Source organism: Methylobacterium oxalidis, assembly GCF_007992195.1.
GTDB lineage: Bacteria > Pseudomonadota > Alphaproteobacteria > Rhizobiales > Beijerinckiaceae > Methylobacterium > Methylobacterium oxalidis.
Window position 1 is genome coordinate 1 of record NZ_BJZU01000039.1, and the last position, 15,271, is coordinate 15,271.

16 protein-coding genes are annotated in these 15,271 nt (G+C 71.9%); 11 read left to right on the forward strand and 5 right to left on the reverse strand.

Annotated features, from left to right (window positions below; genetic code table 11):
* Positions 1-81: 81 nt before the first annotated feature.
* On the reverse strand, positions 82-2,973 hold the full coding sequence (locus tag MOX02_RS10980; protein WP_373866735.1) for a phosphoenolpyruvate carboxylase: 2,892 nt from the start codon (positions 2,971-2,973) through the stop codon (positions 82-84).
* Positions 2,974-3,162: 189 nt separating this feature from the next.
* On the opposite strand from MOX02_RS10980, the gene MOX02_RS10985 reads away from it, so the two are divergent.
* A complete protein-coding gene (locus tag MOX02_RS10985) occupies positions 3,163-3,429 on the forward strand; it encodes a hypothetical protein (protein WP_147025836.1) in 267 nt (88 codons plus the stop codon).
* A complete protein-coding gene (locus MOX02_RS10990; protein WP_174804911.1) occupies positions 3,426-4,190 on the forward strand; it encodes a hypothetical protein in 765 nt (254 codons plus the stop codon). Before MOX02_RS10985 ends, MOX02_RS10990 begins: the two co-directional genes overlap by 4 nt.
* Before the next feature lie 9 nt (positions 4,191-4,199).
* On the opposite strand, the gene MOX02_RS10995 is transcribed toward MOX02_RS10990, so the two are convergent.
* Complete coding sequence (locus tag MOX02_RS10995) at positions 4,200-5,930, reverse strand: pilus assembly protein (protein ID WP_170267812.1); 1,731 nt, start codon at positions 5,928-5,930, stop codon at positions 4,200-4,202.
* Positions 5,931-6,123: 193 nt separating this feature from the next.
* Here MOX02_RS10995 and MOX02_RS11000 point away from each other — a divergent pair, with 193 nt between their 5' ends.
* Together MOX02_RS11000 and MOX02_RS11005 are read left to right on the forward strand one after the other, a co-directional pair.
* A complete protein-coding gene (locus MOX02_RS11000) occupies positions 6,124-6,567 on the forward strand; it encodes a cupin domain-containing protein (RefSeq protein WP_147025838.1) in 444 nt (147 codons plus the stop codon).
* Between the two features lie 88 nt (positions 6,568-6,655).
* Positions 6,656-7,525 (forward strand): DUF1194 domain-containing protein, encoded by an 870-nt coding sequence (locus MOX02_RS11005; RefSeq protein ID WP_147025839.1) that lies wholly within the window; start codon positions 6,656-6,658, stop codon positions 7,523-7,525.
* A gap of 42 nt (positions 7,526-7,567) precedes the next feature.
* Here the strand turns inward: MOX02_RS11005 and phbB are convergent, their stop codons facing one another.
* Together phbB and MOX02_RS11015 are read right to left on the reverse strand one after the other, a co-directional pair.
* Positions 7,568-8,296 (reverse strand): acetoacetyl-CoA reductase, encoded by a 729-nt coding sequence (gene phbB, locus MOX02_RS11010; RefSeq protein ID WP_147025840.1) that lies wholly within the window; start codon positions 8,294-8,296, stop codon positions 7,568-7,570.
* Between the two features lie 171 nt (positions 8,297-8,467).
* On the reverse strand, positions 8,468-9,652 hold the full coding sequence (locus MOX02_RS11015; RefSeq protein WP_147025841.1) for an acetyl-CoA C-acetyltransferase: 1,185 nt from the start codon (positions 9,650-9,652) through the stop codon (positions 8,468-8,470).
* Between the two features lie 333 nt (positions 9,653-9,985).
* Here MOX02_RS11015 and phaR point away from each other — a divergent pair, with 333 nt between their 5' ends.
* Together phaR and MOX02_RS11025 are read left to right on the forward strand one after the other, a co-directional pair.
* Positions 9,986-10,582: a polyhydroxyalkanoate synthesis repressor PhaR gene (phaR, locus tag MOX02_RS11020; protein WP_147025842.1), complete on the forward strand. Its 597-nt coding sequence runs from the start codon at positions 9,986-9,988 to the stop codon at positions 10,580-10,582.
* Between the two features lie 97 nt (positions 10,583-10,679).
* Positions 10,680-10,937, forward strand: coding sequence for a hypothetical protein (locus MOX02_RS11025; protein WP_147025843.1), 258 nt, complete (start codon positions 10,680-10,682; stop codon positions 10,935-10,937).
* A 21-nt stretch (positions 10,938-10,958) separates the two neighbouring features.
* Here the strand turns inward: MOX02_RS11025 and rpmF are convergent, their stop codons facing one another.
* Positions 10,959-11,147, reverse strand: a complete 189-nt coding sequence (rpmF, locus tag MOX02_RS11030) for a 50S ribosomal protein L32 (protein ID WP_003601373.1) — start codon at positions 11,145-11,147, stop codon at positions 10,959-10,961.
* A gap of 287 nt (positions 11,148-11,434) precedes the next feature.
* Here rpmF and MOX02_RS11035 point away from each other — a divergent pair, with 287 nt between their 5' ends.
* The 5 genes from MOX02_RS11035 to lptB all read left to right on the forward strand — a co-directional run bounded on the left by MOX02_RS11035 (position 11,435) and on the right by lptB (position 15,235).
* Complete coding sequence (locus tag MOX02_RS11035) at positions 11,435-11,851, forward strand: ComEA family DNA-binding protein (protein WP_147025844.1); 417 nt, start codon at positions 11,435-11,437, stop codon at positions 11,849-11,851.
* 110 nt (positions 11,852-11,961) lie between these two features.
* Positions 11,962-12,588, forward strand: coding sequence for a ribonuclease D (locus tag MOX02_RS11040; protein WP_147025845.1), 627 nt, complete (start codon positions 11,962-11,964; stop codon positions 12,586-12,588).
* A gap of 238 nt (positions 12,589-12,826) precedes the next feature.
* A complete protein-coding gene (gene lptC, locus MOX02_RS11045; protein ID WP_147025846.1) occupies positions 12,827-13,576 on the forward strand; it encodes an LPS export ABC transporter periplasmic protein LptC in 750 nt (249 codons plus the stop codon).
* Between the two features lie 11 nt (positions 13,577-13,587).
* A complete protein-coding gene (locus MOX02_RS11050; protein ID WP_147025847.1) occupies positions 13,588-14,322 on the forward strand; it encodes an LptA/OstA family protein in 735 nt (244 codons plus the stop codon).
* Positions 14,323-14,329: 7 nt separating this feature from the next.
* Positions 14,330-15,235 (forward strand): LPS export ABC transporter ATP-binding protein, encoded by a 906-nt coding sequence (lptB, locus tag MOX02_RS11055; protein WP_147025848.1) that lies wholly within the window; start codon positions 14,330-14,332, stop codon positions 15,233-15,235.
* Positions 15,236-15,271 lie beyond the last annotated feature (36 nt).

Genomic DNA, 15,271 nt, shown 5'->3' on the forward strand with positions numbered 1-15,271 from the left:
GGTGAGGGGTGCGGCCTCTCCGGAAAGCGCGCACCCCTCACCCCGGCCCTTTCCCGAACGGGAGAGGGAGCGCGTCGCGCCCTACCCGAAGGCGCCGACCTCGTGCTGGATCATGCCCGAGACCTCCCGCACCTGCGCGAACATCCGCCCGATCGGCTCGAACAGGCCCGTGTGCTCGGCCTCGTAGGTGCCGACGTCCCGCGGGCCGGCGGGCTCGCCGAAATTCAGGCCGAGGGTCGGGTCCGGCGTGATCGGGAAGATCTCGGCCAGGAGGGTCAGGCAGGCGTCGATGTCGAGGCGCAGGAAGCGCTCCAGGAGCTGCTCGCGGGTCACGCCGGCCTGCGGCCGGAAGCCCGGGATGTGGACCGCCAGGAACCAGATCCGGTGGATCAGGGCGAGGCGGATCGCGTGGAGCAGGGTCAGCCGCATCGACATCTTGCCGAGGTCGGGGGCGGCCTGGTGCAGGCTCAGCCAGTCCGTGGTGAGGCGCCCGAACAGGCGGCGCAGGTTCGGCGCGAGGTTGAGCCGGTCGAGGGCACCCGCGATCACGACGAGCTCGTCGCGGCGCGTGTCGCGCTGCGTGCGCCGGGCCCGCTCCAGCCACACCGCCGGGTCGAGCGTGTCGATGTAGGCGCGCAGCACGTCGAGGTCGCCGACGCTCGCCGCGTGCTGGACGAGGCGGAAGGCGCGGGAGAAGCGCACGGAATCGCGCCGCATGTCCCGGAACAGGTCCGGCGCGCGGCCGGCCGCCCGGCCCATGCCGTGCAGCGAATTCGCGAGGTAGCCGAGCTGGTGCAGGATCGCATTGTTGGGGATCGCCCGCATCTGGCGCGGGTGCGTGATCATCGCCGGCCCGCCCGAATCCGACTGGCGGGCGACGGGGCGCGAGCCGGTCCGGTCGATCAGGCTGGGGCCGAAGGTGCCGAGAAGCGCCGCGTAGCCGGGATCGTCGACGAGCGCCTCCATGTCCTGGCGCACCACCGTGAAGAACTCGGTGGCGAAATCGGTCTCGGCGTAGATCGGATCGTCCGCCTCGTCGGCACCGCTGCGCGGGTTCGAGAGCACGTAGTCGGCGAAGGCGTCCTCGTCCGTGACGTCGAGGGCGAAGACGTGCTCGGCGATGCGGGCGACGCTGGCCTCGGCGAGCGCGCGCGAGCCGAACATCAGGTAGCCGTCCGAGCCCTGGAAGCTCGATTCGAGGCGGACCCGGATGCCGGCCGCCCGGTTGCGGCGGCGGGCATCCTCCGGCGCGAGGTAGGCGAGGCGGTCGCGCAAGGAGGAGGGGTGGGCGCCCCGGCCGATCGACTCGCCGTGCGTGTCGAAGATCACGAGCTCGACCCCGGCGAGGTCGTTCTGCACGAGGAGCTCGGTGAGCCGCAGCCGCAGCCGCTCGATCCAGAAGGTCGCGGCGAGCTGGCCGACGTAGCGGCCGGAATCCGAGTAGCCGAACTGCACGGCGAGCCGGCCGATGCGCTTCAGGTACTGGCGCCAGTGCGGGCTGCGCAGGGCGTCGTCGAGGACGCGGATGCCCTGCTCCAGCGCCGAGGCCGTCTCGAACAGCGGCGTGATCTCGACCCGGTCGCTGATCCCGTAGTGGCGCGCGAGCCAGAGGGCGGCGAGCAGGGTGTAGCCGGTCTCGGTCTCGGCGATGAGGAAGCGCACCGGGTGGGTGCCGTCCACGTGCTTGAGGATCTGCGCGATCGTCATCATCAGGCGCGCCGCCGAGGCGCGCTCGGCCGCGAGCGCCCCGAAATCGACGGCGACCGGCTGCACGTCGTTGAGGAGCGCGTGGACGGTGGCGAGGTGCGAGCGGCGCTGCGCGGCGTCGGTCGGCTCGCCGTCGAGGTCGATCACCCGGCGCACGGCGTTGTGGATCTGGGTGGCGTTGAGCCGGAAATGGGGCAGGGCGTTCGAGAGCCCGTGCGTGCTGATGCCCGAGCGCAGGATCGCGATGGTGCGCCGCTCCGCGTCGTCGGTCGCGGCCGTCATCGCCGCGGCGAGCCCCGCGAGCAGCGCGCCGGCATCCGTCTGGGCGCGGTCGCGCTCGATGATGAGCGCGAGCGCGAAGCGGTGCACCGCCTCGAGCGAGGGCTGCGTGCCGAGGCGCGGCGCCACGGCGAGCTGCCGGTTGACCGCGGCGAGCGCGCTCTCGGTGATCTCGCGGACCACGCGAGTGGCGGGGATGCCGGGCAGGTCGCGCGCCACGCGCTCCAATTGCATCCGCTTCGATTCGAGCCGGTAGCGCAGCGTGTCCCACCAGCCGATGTCGGTGCGCCCGTCCGTGTCGCAGCCGACCCAGCTCGCGATGGCGAAGGGCCGGGGCACGAGCTCCGTCCAACGGTCGGGCCAGCGCTCGCGGGCCGCGTCGAGGAGGGCGCCGTTGAAGGCGTCGAGCGCCGCGCGGCCGTGGTTGGCCGCGACGCAGGCCTGCTCGAACTCGCCGTCGAGGGTGATGACGGGGTCGGGCCGCGTCGAGAGCGCCGCCGCCTCGTCGATGATCGGCGCGCGCGCCCCCGCGCCCGCCTCGCTCGCGGCCGCGGCGATCAGGGCGGCCACCGCCTTCGGCATGCCGAAGGTCGGGTGGGCCGTGAACACGACGGCGAAGCCCGTGCGCCCGACGAGGTCGCGCAAGCTCTCGAAATCGCCCGGCCCCTTCGGGATCGCGGCGACGAGGCGGGCCGGCATGGCGGCGTCGGACGCCGCGTCGAGCCCCACATAGGCCCGCAGGCGCGCCGCCCGCTCGGCCAGCGACTGCCCGCGCAGGCGCACGAACAGGGCGTCGAGGTCGGCGGGGCCGATCTCGCCCCGGTCGAACCGGCGCGTGATCGCGAGGGTCACGGCGAGGACGGGGTTGCGGAACGGGTCCTCGCTCGCCTGCTCGCGCGAGGTCTCGATCAGGCCGAGGAGGTGCGCCTCCAGCTCCTCGGGCGTGCGGGTGGTCTCGTCCGTGCGCATGGATCGGCCTTCGGGCATCGGGTCGCTCACGCGGTTCAAATCCGGCTTGCCCGTCTTCTCGTCGCGCGCGGGCGGCGACGCAAGGACCGTTCCGTCAAGGCCAAGCCGCGTCCCGAGCAGGGCTGGCATACCAGCCGGCGCCCCGCGACGCCGGCAGATGCATCGGCGCGCACCTTGGGGTAACGCTGGCACGCGCAGGGAAGGCTTATGGAAACCATCCTGATCCTGGCCGCGGTGGCGGCCCTGGCGATCGTCGGCACGGTCGTCGCCGCGATGACCGCGCGCGGCCGGCGCCCGCCCCTGCGGCTGCCGAACGATCTCGATGATGCGGACGAGGAACTCCTGCTCCACGGCGTCGGGCGGCGCGAGAGCCCGATCGACCGCTCGGCGCCGGTCCTCGACCTAGAGCCGATCGAGCCGCGGCGGGAGACGGACAGGGACGGAGCCGGCCGCGGGCCGGGCGAGGGACGATGACGCAGAGATGCCGGGGACAGGTTGCGGGCGTGAACACCCTGAGGGCGCTCGCCGCCGCGTCGTGGCTGCTCGCGGCCGGCGGCCCCGCTCCGGCGCAGGCGCCGCCGGCCAAGGCCGCCCGCGCGCCGGCACCGGCGCCCGTCCCGACCCCGGCGGCGGGCCCGGCGCCCGCGCCCTGCGGCGCGCAGGCGGCCCGCTACGAGGACCGCAAGGGGGTCGCCCTCTGGGTCACCCGGAAGGGGCGGGCGGAGGTGGAGAACCCGCTGCGCCCGCTGACCCCCGAGGTCACGCAGGTGCTGCAGGTGGTGATCGGGGCCAGGGTCGCGACGGCCTACGGGCCGGACCTCGCCGCCCTGCGGCGCGGCAGCGCGCCGGCGGTGCTCGAGGCGCAACTCGGCGGCCCGATCCGCTGGGAGGCGGGCCTGCCGGCCCTGCCCGACCCGATCACCATCGTCTCGGAGGTGGGCGAGACCCTGGCGAGCCTCGGCTTCCGCGGCTGCACCGAGGCCCCGGCCGTGAAGCCGGCGCCCGTGGCGAAGAAGCCGGAGAAGAAGCCCGCCCGCCGCGCCGCCAAACCGGACGCCGCGAATCCTGACGCCACCAAGGCCGAAGGGGAGGGGGCTCCGGAGGGCGCGAAGGCCCTCGAGGCGGCCCCGCCGCGGGCGCGGGGCCGCGAGAAGGCCGCGGCCAAGCCCGCGGCCAAGCCCGCGCCGCAGGCGCCCCCCGGCTTCAACCTGCCGCAGGGCGCGATCGGCGAGTAGGCACCCGCCTCACTGCGTCAGGCGCAGGGCCCCGATCGAGGTCGCGATCTGCCGGAAGACGTTGAGCAGCGCCGTGGAGTCGTTGGCGATGAAGGCGTGCGTCGTCGTCGGCTTGCTGGCGCAGCCGGCCAAGAGGTCGATGCCCTTCTGGTCGATCTTGTCGTTGTCGACGCTGAAGCCGATGGTGAAGACCTCGATGGGTGTCCCCATGTTGGTGATGTTGGCGCAGGTGGTGCTCGTCAGCTTGTCCATCGCCGCGCGGGCATCGTCGGCATCGAGCGGGTTGGCCGTCCCCTGAGGGAAGCGGTTCGTCGGCTTGCCGTAATCCGCCGCCTTCGTGCCGTCGGCATTCACGTAGTAGCCGAAGCTGCTGTAGACCGACTTGTTGATGGAGGTGCTCTGGGAGGTCGGATTCCAGGTGTTCTCGCCGTCCGTCATCAGGATCAGCACCTTGCGCGAGTTCGGTTTCGCGTAGGCGACACCATCGCCGAAGACGCTGACGGGCGAGAGCGTACGCCAGCCCCAGATCAGGCCCTCCTGGATGTTGGTCGCCCCACGCGAGTACAGCGTGTCGATCTTCGCCTTCAGGCCGGTGAAATCCGTGGTCAGGCGTGTCAGGGGCTGGCTCGTGCAGCCGTAGTTCGGGCCGTTGGCGACGTTCAGGCCGGATGCGGGGCGGTTCGAGGCGCCGGTCGGGTTGGCATATTTGCAGGCCCGCTTCTCCGCCGAGACGGCATCGTCCGGGTCAGGCTTGCAGTAGGATTTCGAGGTCGAGTCGTCCAGGTAGCTGTTGGAGCTGGTCTGCCGTGTGACCGAGCCGGACTTGTATTTCGTTGTGACCGAGCCCGCCGATCCGTCGCCGGGCTCATCGGGAGCGAGCATAGGCACATAGTAGCTCTCGTTGCGTGCCGGATCGAAACCCGAATCCGTTGCGTTCAACGGATAGGGCAGAGACTCGAAGCAACCGGCCCACTTCCAGTCTGTGTACTTGTTCTTCAGCGAATCGAAGATCTCAAATCGACTGTTGAAGTACGCCTTGTCGCTCTCGAAATTGTTCCAGTGGATCGGTGACTTCGCGTCCTTGTCGAGCCAGACCGCGTTGGTGAGGGTGGTCGGCTCGACCGCCACCGAGGAGGCGAAGGGCACGAGGGCGATGCGCGTCTGGGCGGAGAAGGCCGGGTTGTCGGCGACGAAGTCCACGAAGTCCTTGGCGGCCTTGCGCAGGGACACGATCTTCGAGATCCCCTTCTTGTCGGTCCCGTCCATCGAGCCCGTCGTGTCGAGGACGAGGGCGATCTCGAAATCCTGCGGCACGGGGGCGGCGCAGCGCGCCGAGGCGCCGACGGGGATCGCGTTGATGTAGGGCGTCGACCCGATCATGTTGTAGATCTTGCCGAAGTAGGCCGGCGAGGGCATCACCGACTTCATCTCGATCGTGCGCGGGTCGTCCGTCACCTTGAAGTCGGCGGCCGGCAGGGTGACCACGTCGCTGCCCGTGTAGCTCTTCATCCAGGCGAGGGCCTTGGTCTGGATCTCGGAGGCCGTGGTCGTCCTCGGGAGCTGGCACAGGCGCAGGGCCGTGGCGTCGGTCGCCGCCTGGAGGCGGGTGCGCAGCGTCGTCGCCTGGCTGTAGTCGATCGCCGCGCCCGTCAGCCCCATCACGGGCAGCAGGGAGAGGCCGAACATGATCGCGAGGTTCCCGCGCTCATCCGTCCGGAAGCGGGCAAGTCGCAGCGGCATAGGAGGCATCCTGGAGCAGGCATTCGGTCGTTTCGCCGCCGAGATGAACACAAAAATGCTGATGATGTGTCAGTAAGCGTGGTTAAGGACACTTCGAGAGCTTCTATCAGCGATCGGAAGCTCCGATGTTTCACCGGCGATTAACGGTTTGCGCCCCGCTTCGTGCGGACGGCACCTTCGGGAGATGACGGACATGTCCGGGACGATGACGGCCGCGCAGGTGATCGCCGCGCTCGCACTCGAACCCCATCCCGAGGGCGGCCATTACCGAGAGACCTTCCGCGATCCCCGCAGCGTGGCGGGCCGCTCGGTCGGGAGCGCGATCTACTACCTCCTCGACGTCGGCGAGACCTCGGCCTGGCACCGGGTCGACGCCGCCGAGATCTGGCACTGGCACGCCGGGGCGCCCCTCGTCCTGACGGTCAGCCCGAACGGGCACGACGCGACGGCGCGCCATCTCGGCCCCGACCTCTCCCGCAACCAGCACCCGCAGATCGTGGTGCCGGCCGGGCACTGGCAGACCGCCACGAGCCTCGGCGCCTGGACGCTGGTGGGCTGCACGGTCTCGCCCGCCTTCGAGTTCCAGGGCTTCGAGATGGCCCCGCCGGACTGGCGCCCGACGCCGCGCGGCGCCTGAGGTTCCCTGAGGCCGGGCTTGCCAGCGGCGGGCGCGCCTGATCAATGGCCCCGGGGCTGGCGGGCCGGCAGCGGAGCGGGGTGACGGCATGGGAGCAGGGATCGGGGCAGGGATCCCGGCGGGACGGGGCCTGACGCGCGGGGCGCGATGGTTCCTCGGCCTGAGCCTCGGCCTCGCCGTTCTCGCGCCCGCGCCCGCGCCGGCCGCCGAGAGCGTCGCCACCGCCCTCGTCGTCTCCGTCGACGTCTCGCAATCCGTCGACGACGACCGCTTCCGCCTGCAGATGGAGGGGATCGCCGGGGCGCTGGAGGACCCGTCCGTCCTCGCCGCCATCACGGGCAATGCCGGCGGCATCCTGTTCGCGCTGGTGACCTGGGCCGACAAGGCCACGCTCGCCGTGGGCTGGCGCCGCATCGCCGACCGCCGGGACGCGGCGGCCGCCGCCGCCCTGGTGCGGGCCGTGCCGCGGCAGCCGGGGGATTTCACCTGCCTCGGGCAGATGCTGCGCACGGTCGGCGCCAGCGTGCTGCCGGCCCTGCCGGTACCGGCCGACCGGGTGGTGATCGACGTCTCGGGCGACGGGATCGACAATTGCACCGACGTGGAGGCGATCCACGCCGAGCGCGACGCCCTCGCGCGGGGCGGCGCCACCATCAACGGCCTGCCGATCCTGGTGCCGGGCGAGAACGACGTGGTGGGGGCGGGCGCCTTCCGCTCGCCGGGCTACGGCCTGCGCGCGCTGCCGATCGGGCCGGAGGGCGGCGAGACGACGCTCGACCGATGGTACCGGGACCATGTCCTGACGGGGCCGGGCGCCTTCCTGCTGGCGGCCAGGGGCTACGGCGACTTCGCCCGCGCCCTGCGCCAGAAGTTCGTGCTGGAGATCAGCGCCCTCGAGCCGGGGCAGGGCCCGGCGATGGCGCCCGGACCGCTCTCGGTCCGGGCGCGGGGGAAGTGAGGCGGGCGGCCGGGCCGCGGCGGGCGCGGCCCGGCGGGGCGCTCAGGCGAAGTACTGGCCGCCGTTGATGGTGAGCGTCGAGCCGGTGATGAAGCCGGAATCCTCCGCCGCGAGGTACTCGACCGCGCGGGCGATCTCCTCGGCCTCGCCGAGGCGCCCGGTCGGGATCGTGGAGATGATCTTGTTGCGGATGTCCTCCGGCACCGCCATCACCATCTCGGTGGCGATGTAGCCCGGCGCGATCACGTTGACGGTGATGCCCTTGGAAGCGCTCTCCTGCGCCAGCGCCTTGGCGAAGCCGATCACGCCGGCCTTGGCGGCCGAGTAGTTGGTCTGGCCGGCCTGGCCCTTCTGGCCGTTGATCGACGAGATCAGGATGATGCGCCCGAAGCCGCGGTTGCGCATGCCCTCGATGAGGGGGCGCGTGCAGGTGAACATCGAGTCGAGATTGGTGCGGATCACCGCCTGCCACTTCTCGAAGCTCATCTTGTGGAACAGGCCGTCGCGGGTGATGCCGGCATTGTTGACGAGGATGTCGACCGGGCCGAGCTCGGACTCGATCGCCTTGATGCCGGCCTCGCAGGAGGCGAGGTCGCCCACGTCGAACTTGAAGACGGGGATGCCGGTCTCGGCCTTGAAGGCGTTGGCCGCCTCGTCGTTGCCGCCGTAATTCGCCGCGACCTTGTAGCCCTTGGCCTTGAGGCCCTTCGAGATGGCGGCGCCGATGCCGCGCGTCCCGCCCGTGACGAGGGCGACGCGTTCCTGAGCCATGGTTTCCTCCTGAGGTTCTTATGGGAACTTGCTTGCCGGAGACGTGCGGCCTGCACCCGCCGTAGCGGGTGAAGCCGCGAGACTCGCAGTGTGCCGGCCCCGGCGGCCGGCCGCACGCCAATTAAATTGCGGCGGGCCTCAAGAGGTTTTGAGGCCCGCGCGGGCGCCGGCTCAGGGCCGCTCGACGCACATGGCGACGCCCATGCCGCCGCCGATGCACAGGGTGGCCAGCCCCTTCTTGGCGTCGCGCCGCTTCAGCTCGTGCAGCAGCGTGACGAGGACGCGGGCGCCCGAGGCGCCGATCGGGTGACCGATGGCGATGGCGCCGCCGTTGACGTTCACCTTCTCGTCGTCCCAGCCCATGTCCTTGTTCACCGCGAGCGCCTGGGCGGCGAAGGCCTCGTTCGCCTCGATCAGGTCGAGGTCGGAGGGCTTCCAGCCCGCCTTGTCGAGGGCCTTGCGGGAGGCCGGGATCGGCCCCGTCCCCATGACCTTCGGGTCGACGCCCGCGGTCGCCCAGGAGACGATTCGGGCGAGCGGCTTGAGGCCCCGGCGCTCGGCCTCGGAAGCCGACATCAGCACGATCGCGGCCGCGCCGTCGTTGAGGCCCGAGGCGTTGGCCGCCGTGACGGTGCCGTCCTTCGAGAAGGCGGGCTTGAGCTTGGCCATCGCCTCGACGGTGGCGCCGTCGCGGATGTACTCGTCGGTGTCGACGACGGTGTCGCCCTTCTTGCCCGGCACCGTGACGGGGACGATCTCCTCCTTGAAGCGGCCCTCCTTGCGGGCCGCCTCGGCCTTGTTCTGCGAGCGGGTCGCGAACTGGTCCTGCTGCTCGCGGGTGAGCTGGAAGGCCTGGGCCACGTTCTCGGCGGTGGTGCCCATGTGGTAGCCGTTGAAGGCGTCCCAGAGCCCGTCCTTGATCATCGTGTCGACGAGCTTCACGTCGCCCATCTTCTGGCCGCCGCGCAGGTACTGGGCGTGGGGGGCGAGCGACATCGATTCCTGGCCGCCCGCGACGATGACCTTGGCGTCGCCGCTGGCGATCTGCTGCATGCCGATGGCGACGGTGCGCAGGCCCGAGCCGCAGACCTGGTTGAGGCCCCAGGCGGTGGCCTTCTCGGGGATGCCGGCGGCGATGGCGGCTTGGCGGGCCGGGTTCTGGCCGGCGCCCGCGGTGAGCACCTGCCCGAAGATCACCTCGTCCACGTCCTCCGGCGAGACGCCGGCGCGCTCAAGCGCCGCCTTGATCGCGATCTTGCCGAGTTCGTGCGCGGGCATGCTGCCGAACGCGCCGCCGAAGGAGCCGACCGGGGTGCGCGCCGCACCGACGATCACGATCTCTTCGCTGCCTGCCATCTGACGTTCTCCTCTCGCGGCCGGCGCTGCTTGGGGCTGTCGGGTGTTTCGCGCGCTCTCATGCCGTATCTCGGGATGAAAGCCCTGGGCCAGATGAAGTCAAGCAGCCCGACGGATGCGGGGTGACGGCGTACGAGGATTGAACTCGCCTTGAACACGCTTGGAATGGCGGGCCGCCGGCATTATTCTGCGGGGATGAGCAGGAAATTGCTGTTTTCGTCGGCGGGCGAAAGTCTTAAGGTCGGTTCGGGCGCATCGGGCGCGCCCTGCCCGGACGCGGGAGCCTCAGGCGAGGCCGGCGCCGGCACGTTCGGGTCGGGAGAGGCCGCACAGATGGCGGAAAACGGCAAGGCACATCAGACCGTCATCAAGAAGTACGCCAACCGGCGCCTCTACCACACCGGCACTTCGACCTACGTCACCTTGGAAGACCTCGCCACCATGGTGCAGAGCGGCGAGGACTTCGTGGTCTACGACGCCCGCTCGGGCGACGACATCACCCGCTCGGTGCTGACGCAGATCATCTTCGAGCAGGAGAACAAGGCGGGCGAGGACAACCTGCTGCCGGTCGCCTTCCTGCGCCAGCTGATCCGGTTCTACGGCGACAGCATGCGCACGATGGTGCCGAGCTTCCTCGAATTCTCGATGGCGAACTTCGCCCGCGACCAGGACGGCCTGCGCGAGAAGCTGTCCCAGAGCTTCGGCCCCTCCGCCTTCCAGCACGCCCTGGAGGAGCAGGTCCGCACCAACATGAACTTCTTCGGCGATGCCATGAAGATGTTCTCGAACTTCGGCACGGCCGGGCAGCCGCCCTCCGCCAACCCCGTCGTCGCGCCCCCCGCGCCGGTGCCTGCCGGCAGCGACCTCGACGATCTCAAGCGCCAGATGGCCGAGATGCAGCAGCGCCTGGAGGCGCTGGCGAAGAAGTAGCGACCCCGAACGGCGAGGGCCCGGGACGGTTGACGAAACGTTAACGGCGGCTCCAACCTTGCAGCGTCCGCGTTGAGGGACGCGGAGGGTGCAGGCCATGGCGCAGGGTGACACGGGCGACCGTCCCGCGGCGGGACAGGCGGGATCGCCCGGCGCGCCGGAGGCGTCGCGCGCTCTGGCGCTCGTCCCCGCGCGGGAGGAGAGCGCGCACGCGAACGGGCCCGCGCGCAGGCCGCTCGCGGGCTTCGTGGCACACCTGATCGTGAGCGCGGATCCGCGCCTGCGCCCCTCGCGCGGCGAGCGGACCCGGAACGCCGCGGCGCTCTACGCCGAGGCGGCGCGCAGGCGCGCCTGAGGACGCGCCCGCGGGCGAGGCTCAGGCCTCGGCCGACTTCACCTTGAGGACCTGACGGCCGCGGTACATGCCGGTCTTCAGGTCGATGTGGTGCGGGCGGCGCAGCTCGCCCGAATCCTTGTCCTCGACGTAGGTCGGGGCCTTGAGGGCGTCGGCGGAGCGGCGCATGCCGCGCCGCGAGGGGGAGGTCTTTCGCTTCGGAACGGCCATGGCGGAACCCTGCTTATGCCAAAGCGGCGCCCGGGCGGCTCCCCCGTCCTTCCGGAGGATCGCCTCGCGCACCGTATTCAAACGGAGATTCGAGGGCGCGCTTATAGCGGCCCGCATCTCGTCTGGCTAGAGCCGTCTCGCGGCCGGCGCAAGGGCCGCGTGCGCGAGGCCGCCCGGCCCGGAGAGCGGGTGAACGCCTCGTTAAGGCCGAGTTCAAGCGGCGGGGCCCAGATCGTCCAGTGCCGATGCGGCCCGCACGCGCCGTCACGGCACCGGGAGATCCCGCCATGACCTCGACCCTGTTGCGCCTCGCCCTCGCCGCCTGCCTCGCGGCCGCGCCCGCCTTCGGCCCCGCCCTGGCGCAGGCGCCGGCCCCCGCGACGCCCACCAAGCCGAACCCGATGGCGCCGGCCGCCCCGACCGCGCCGGCGGCACCGGCCAAGCCCGCCGCCCCCGCGCCGGAGACGGCCAAGGATGCGGCCAAGGATGCTGCCAAGCCGCACGCACCGAAGGCGGCCCTGGTCGACCTCAACAGCGCGAGCGCCGAGGAGCTCGACGCCCTGCCCGGCATCGGCGCCGCCCGCTCGGCGGCGATCATCAAGGGCCGGCCCTACAAGGGCAAGGACGAGCTCCTCGCGAAGAAGATCGTCCCGCAGAACGTCTACGAGGGCATCAAGGACAAGGTCATCGCCAAGCAGAAGTAGACGAGGGCCGGCAACCCCCGGCCCGCGCGGGCCGGGCTTGCGGGCGGCGGGCGCGGATGATAGGCGGCGAAAACCGCTTGTCCCTCAAAGACCTGACCGAAACGCCCCTGATGCCTGCCCAACCGACCATCCGCGTCCATCGCGGCGACCTGCCCGCCGATTACGAGGCGGGCCCCGCCATCGCGATCGACACCGAGACGCTCGGCCTCAACCCGCACCGCGACCGGCTCTGCGTCGTCCAGATCTCCCGCGGCGACGGCAGCGCCGACGTCGTCCAGATCCAGCCCGAGGGCCCGGCGCCCGAGGTGCTGAAGCGGGTGCTGGCGGACCCGGCCGTCCTCAAGATCTTCCACTTCGCCCGCTTCGACCTCGCGGTGCTGTTCCAGTACCTCGGCGTGATGCCGGCGCCGGTCTACTGCACCAAGATCGCCTCGAAGCTCGCCCGCACCTACACCGACCGGCACGGGCTCAAGGACGTGGTCCGCGAGCTCGTCGGCGTCGACCTCTCCAAGCAGCAGCAATCCTCCGACTGGGGGGCGGAGGCCCTGAGCCAGGCGCAGGTCGAGTACGCGGCCTCGGACGTGCTCCACCTGCACGCCGCCCGCGCCCGGCTCGACGCGATGCTCGCCCGCGAGGGCCGCGCCGAGCTCGCGCAGGACTGCTTCGCCTTCCTGCCGACCCGCGCCCGGCTCGACCTCGCGGGCTGGCCCGAGATCGACATCTTCGCCCATTCCTGAGGCGTCCGGCCGACGCGTGCGGCGACGCACATCGCACCGCGGAGGATTGCGGAGACGGGCCGCCCGGTCTCCTGCAAGCGCGCGTCATGGTTGAACATTCGGAAACGCTCAGGCCATAACTTCGCCACCGGGCGGGCGCATCCGGCTCCCGCCGGCGCAGGAACGCGTCTGCGGCGCGCCGCGGGCGCGTGAAGCGGCCCGGGCCGGAATCGTCCGGGCAGGATCCCTCGGGAAAGTCATGCAGGTGGTCGACGCCGTCGAGACGAGGGGGGCCGCGGGCCGCGAGAGCGCGCTCCGGACGCGCGCCCATGCCCGCGCCCGCACCCACAGCGCCCGGGTGCGCCGGCTGCGCCTCGTCATCCCGGTGGCCACGGGCGGCGCGGCGCTGCTGCTCGCCGCAGCCCTGCTCAACCCCTTCGGCGCCGGCGCGCCGGCCGTCTCGGTGGGCCCCGTCAGCCTGACGGGCAGCAAGGTCAAGATGGAGAACCCCCGCCTCTCCGGCTTCCGCAAGGGGGACCGGGGCTACGAGGTGACGGCGGCGGCGGCGCTCCAGGACATGCGCCGGCCGAGCCTGATCGAGCTCGAGGCCATGCGCGGCCACATCGCCACCGACGACAAGGGCGGCGTCGCCCGGATCGAGGCCGCGACCGGCCTGTTCGACACCGGCCGCGAGGCGCTGACCCTGGAGCGGGACATCCGCCTCTGGACGGACAAGGGCGAGGAGATCCGCCTGCGCTCGGCCGCGATCGACTTCAAGGCCGGCACCGTGAAGTCGCGCGAGCCCGTGACCGTGACGGTGCCGAGCGGCTCGGTGGCAGCCGACAGCCTCGACGTCGCCGACAACGGCAAGGTCATCTCCTTCGTCGGAAACGTCCGCACGGTCTTCCACGCCCCCGAGAAGGAGGCGGCCCACCAGGCGGAGGTGGCCGGGGAGGGCGCGGCTCGCATCCGCACCTCGGCGGCCGAGCCCGTGGACGGCCATCCATGATCCGGTCAACGATGAGCCGGTCGTCCCGCGCCTGCCTCTGCGCCGCGCTCGGCGCCGGCCTCCTCGCCGCCGCGCCCGCCCTCGCCCAGAAGCCGGCCGCCGTGGCCCCCGCCGTGCCCGCGCGCGCCAAGGAGAGCCCGTCGCCGCTCGGCGCGCTCGGCGGCGGCGGCAAGGAGCCGATCAAGATCGACGCCGACCGCCTCGACGTGTTCGATCGCGAGAACAAGGCCGTGTTCGCCGGCAATGTCGTCGCGGTCCAGGGCGACAGCACCATCCGCTGCTCCAGCATGACGGTGCACTACAAGCGCGGCAAGGAGGCCAAGCGCCCGGACGGGGCGCCGGCCGACGACGCGGCCGAGAAGCCCGCCATGGGTGAGAACGGCATCCAGAAGGTCGAGTGCGCCGGCCCGGTCACCGTGGTCCAGAAGGACCAGGTCGCCACCGGCGACAGCGCCGTGTTCGACCAGACCGCGCGCCGCATCGTGCTGACCGGCAACGTCGTGCTGAGCCAGTGCCAGAACGTCACCCGCGGCTCGCGCCTCGTCTACGACATGGGCACGGGCCGCGCGAACATGGACCCGGTCGCCGGCGGCCGCGTCTCCGCCCTGTTCGTGCCGGGGGAGAAGGCCGACGCCAAGGGGGGCGCCAAGGGCTGCCCGCCGCCGCCCGGCCTCGCCCGCACCGCGCCGAAGCCCGCCGAGAGCGCGGATCAGCCCGCCGGGAAGGCGCGGGCCCAGGCTCCGTGAGCCCCCGTTGAGCGCCTCCAGCCTGCCCCTTGAGGCGGCCCGGAGCCCGCGGCCGCGGGCGGACCGGCGCGCCGCCGGCACCGTTCACGCGCAGGGCGTGCGGGGGCCCTCGCTCCTCGGCCGCCTGCTCGGCCGCGGCCGCGCGGCCGGCGCCACGGAGGTGGAGCCGGATCCCGCAGCGGAGGGCGGCCCCGGCATCCTCTGCGTGCGCGGCCTGCGCAAGAGCTACGGCGCGCGCACGGTGGTGCACGAGGCGGGGCTCACCGTGCACAACGGCGAGGCGGTGGGGCTGCTCGGGCCGAACGGCGCGGGCAAGACCACGATCTTCTACATGATCACGGGGCTCGTCTCCGCCGACCAGGGCCACATCACCCTCGACGGCCTGCCGATCACCCACCTGCCCATGTACCAGCGGGCGCGCCTCGGCATCGGCTACCTGCCGCAGGAAGCCTCGATCTTCCGCGGCCTCACCGTCGAGGACAACATCCGCGCGGTGCTCGAGGTGGCGGAACCCGACCGCAAGGAGCGCGCCCGCAAGCTCGACGCCCTGCTCGAGGAGTTCAACATCACGCGGTTGCGCAAGGCGCCCTCCATCGCGCTGTCGGGCGGCGAGCGGCGGCGCTGCGAGATCGCCCGGGCGCTCGCCTCCTCGCCGAGCTTCATGCTGCTCGACGAGCCCTTCGCCGGCATCGACCCGATCGCGGTCGGCGACATCCAGGATCTCGTCAAGCACCTGAAGAGCCGCGGCATCGGCGTCCTCATCACCGACCACAACGTTCGCGAGACGCTGGGGCTGATCGACCGCGCCTACATCGCCCATTCGGGCCGCATCCTCACCGAGGGCACCCCGGAGGAGATCGTGGCGAACCCGGACGCGCGCCGCCTCTATCTCGGCGAGGATTTCCGCCTGTAGCGGCCCGCTCGCGCGAGCGTGATCCGGCTCCCACTC

Bases quoted from the DNA above. Each gene is read 5' to 3' on its own strand.
- MOX02_RS10980 (WP_373866735.1), bottom strand. From the start codon at position 2,973: ATGCCCGAAGGCCGATCCATGCGCACGGACGAGACCACCCGCACGCCC.
- MOX02_RS10985 (WP_147025836.1), top strand. From the start codon at position 3,163: ATGGAAACCATCCTGATCCTGGCCGCGGTGGCGGCCCTGGCGATCGTC.
- MOX02_RS10990 (WP_174804911.1), top strand. From the start codon at position 3,426: ATGACGCAGAGATGCCGGGGACAGGTTGCGGGCGTGAACACCCTGAGG.
- MOX02_RS10995 (WP_170267812.1), bottom strand. From the start codon at position 5,930: ATGCCGCTGCGACTTGCCCGCTTCCGGACGGATGAGCGCGGGAACCTC.
- MOX02_RS11000 (WP_147025838.1), top strand. From the start codon at position 6,124: ATGTCCGGGACGATGACGGCCGCGCAGGTGATCGCCGCGCTCGCACTC.
- MOX02_RS11005 (WP_147025839.1), top strand. From the start codon at position 6,656: ATGGGAGCAGGGATCGGGGCAGGGATCCCGGCGGGACGGGGCCTGACG.
- phbB (WP_147025840.1), bottom strand. From the start codon at position 8,296: ATGGCTCAGGAACGCGTCGCCCTCGTCACGGGCGGGACGCGCGGCATC.
- MOX02_RS11015 (WP_147025841.1), bottom strand. From the start codon at position 9,652: ATGGCAGGCAGCGAAGAGATCGTGATCGTCGGTGCGGCGCGCACCCCG.
- phaR (WP_147025842.1), top strand. From the start codon at position 9,986: ATGGCGGAAAACGGCAAGGCACATCAGACCGTCATCAAGAAGTACGCC.
- MOX02_RS11025 (WP_147025843.1), top strand. From the start codon at position 10,680: ATGGCGCAGGGTGACACGGGCGACCGTCCCGCGGCGGGACAGGCGGGA.
- rpmF (WP_003601373.1), bottom strand. From the start codon at position 11,147: ATGGCCGTTCCGAAGCGAAAGACCTCCCCCTCGCGGCGCGGCATGCGC.
- MOX02_RS11035 (WP_147025844.1), top strand. From the start codon at position 11,435: ATGACCTCGACCCTGTTGCGCCTCGCCCTCGCCGCCTGCCTCGCGGCC.
- MOX02_RS11040 (WP_147025845.1), top strand. From the start codon at position 11,962: ATGCCTGCCCAACCGACCATCCGCGTCCATCGCGGCGACCTGCCCGCC.
- lptC (WP_147025846.1), top strand. From the start codon at position 12,827: ATGCAGGTGGTCGACGCCGTCGAGACGAGGGGGGCCGCGGGCCGCGAG.
- MOX02_RS11050 (WP_147025847.1), top strand. From the start codon at position 13,588: ATGAGCCGGTCGTCCCGCGCCTGCCTCTGCGCCGCGCTCGGCGCCGGC.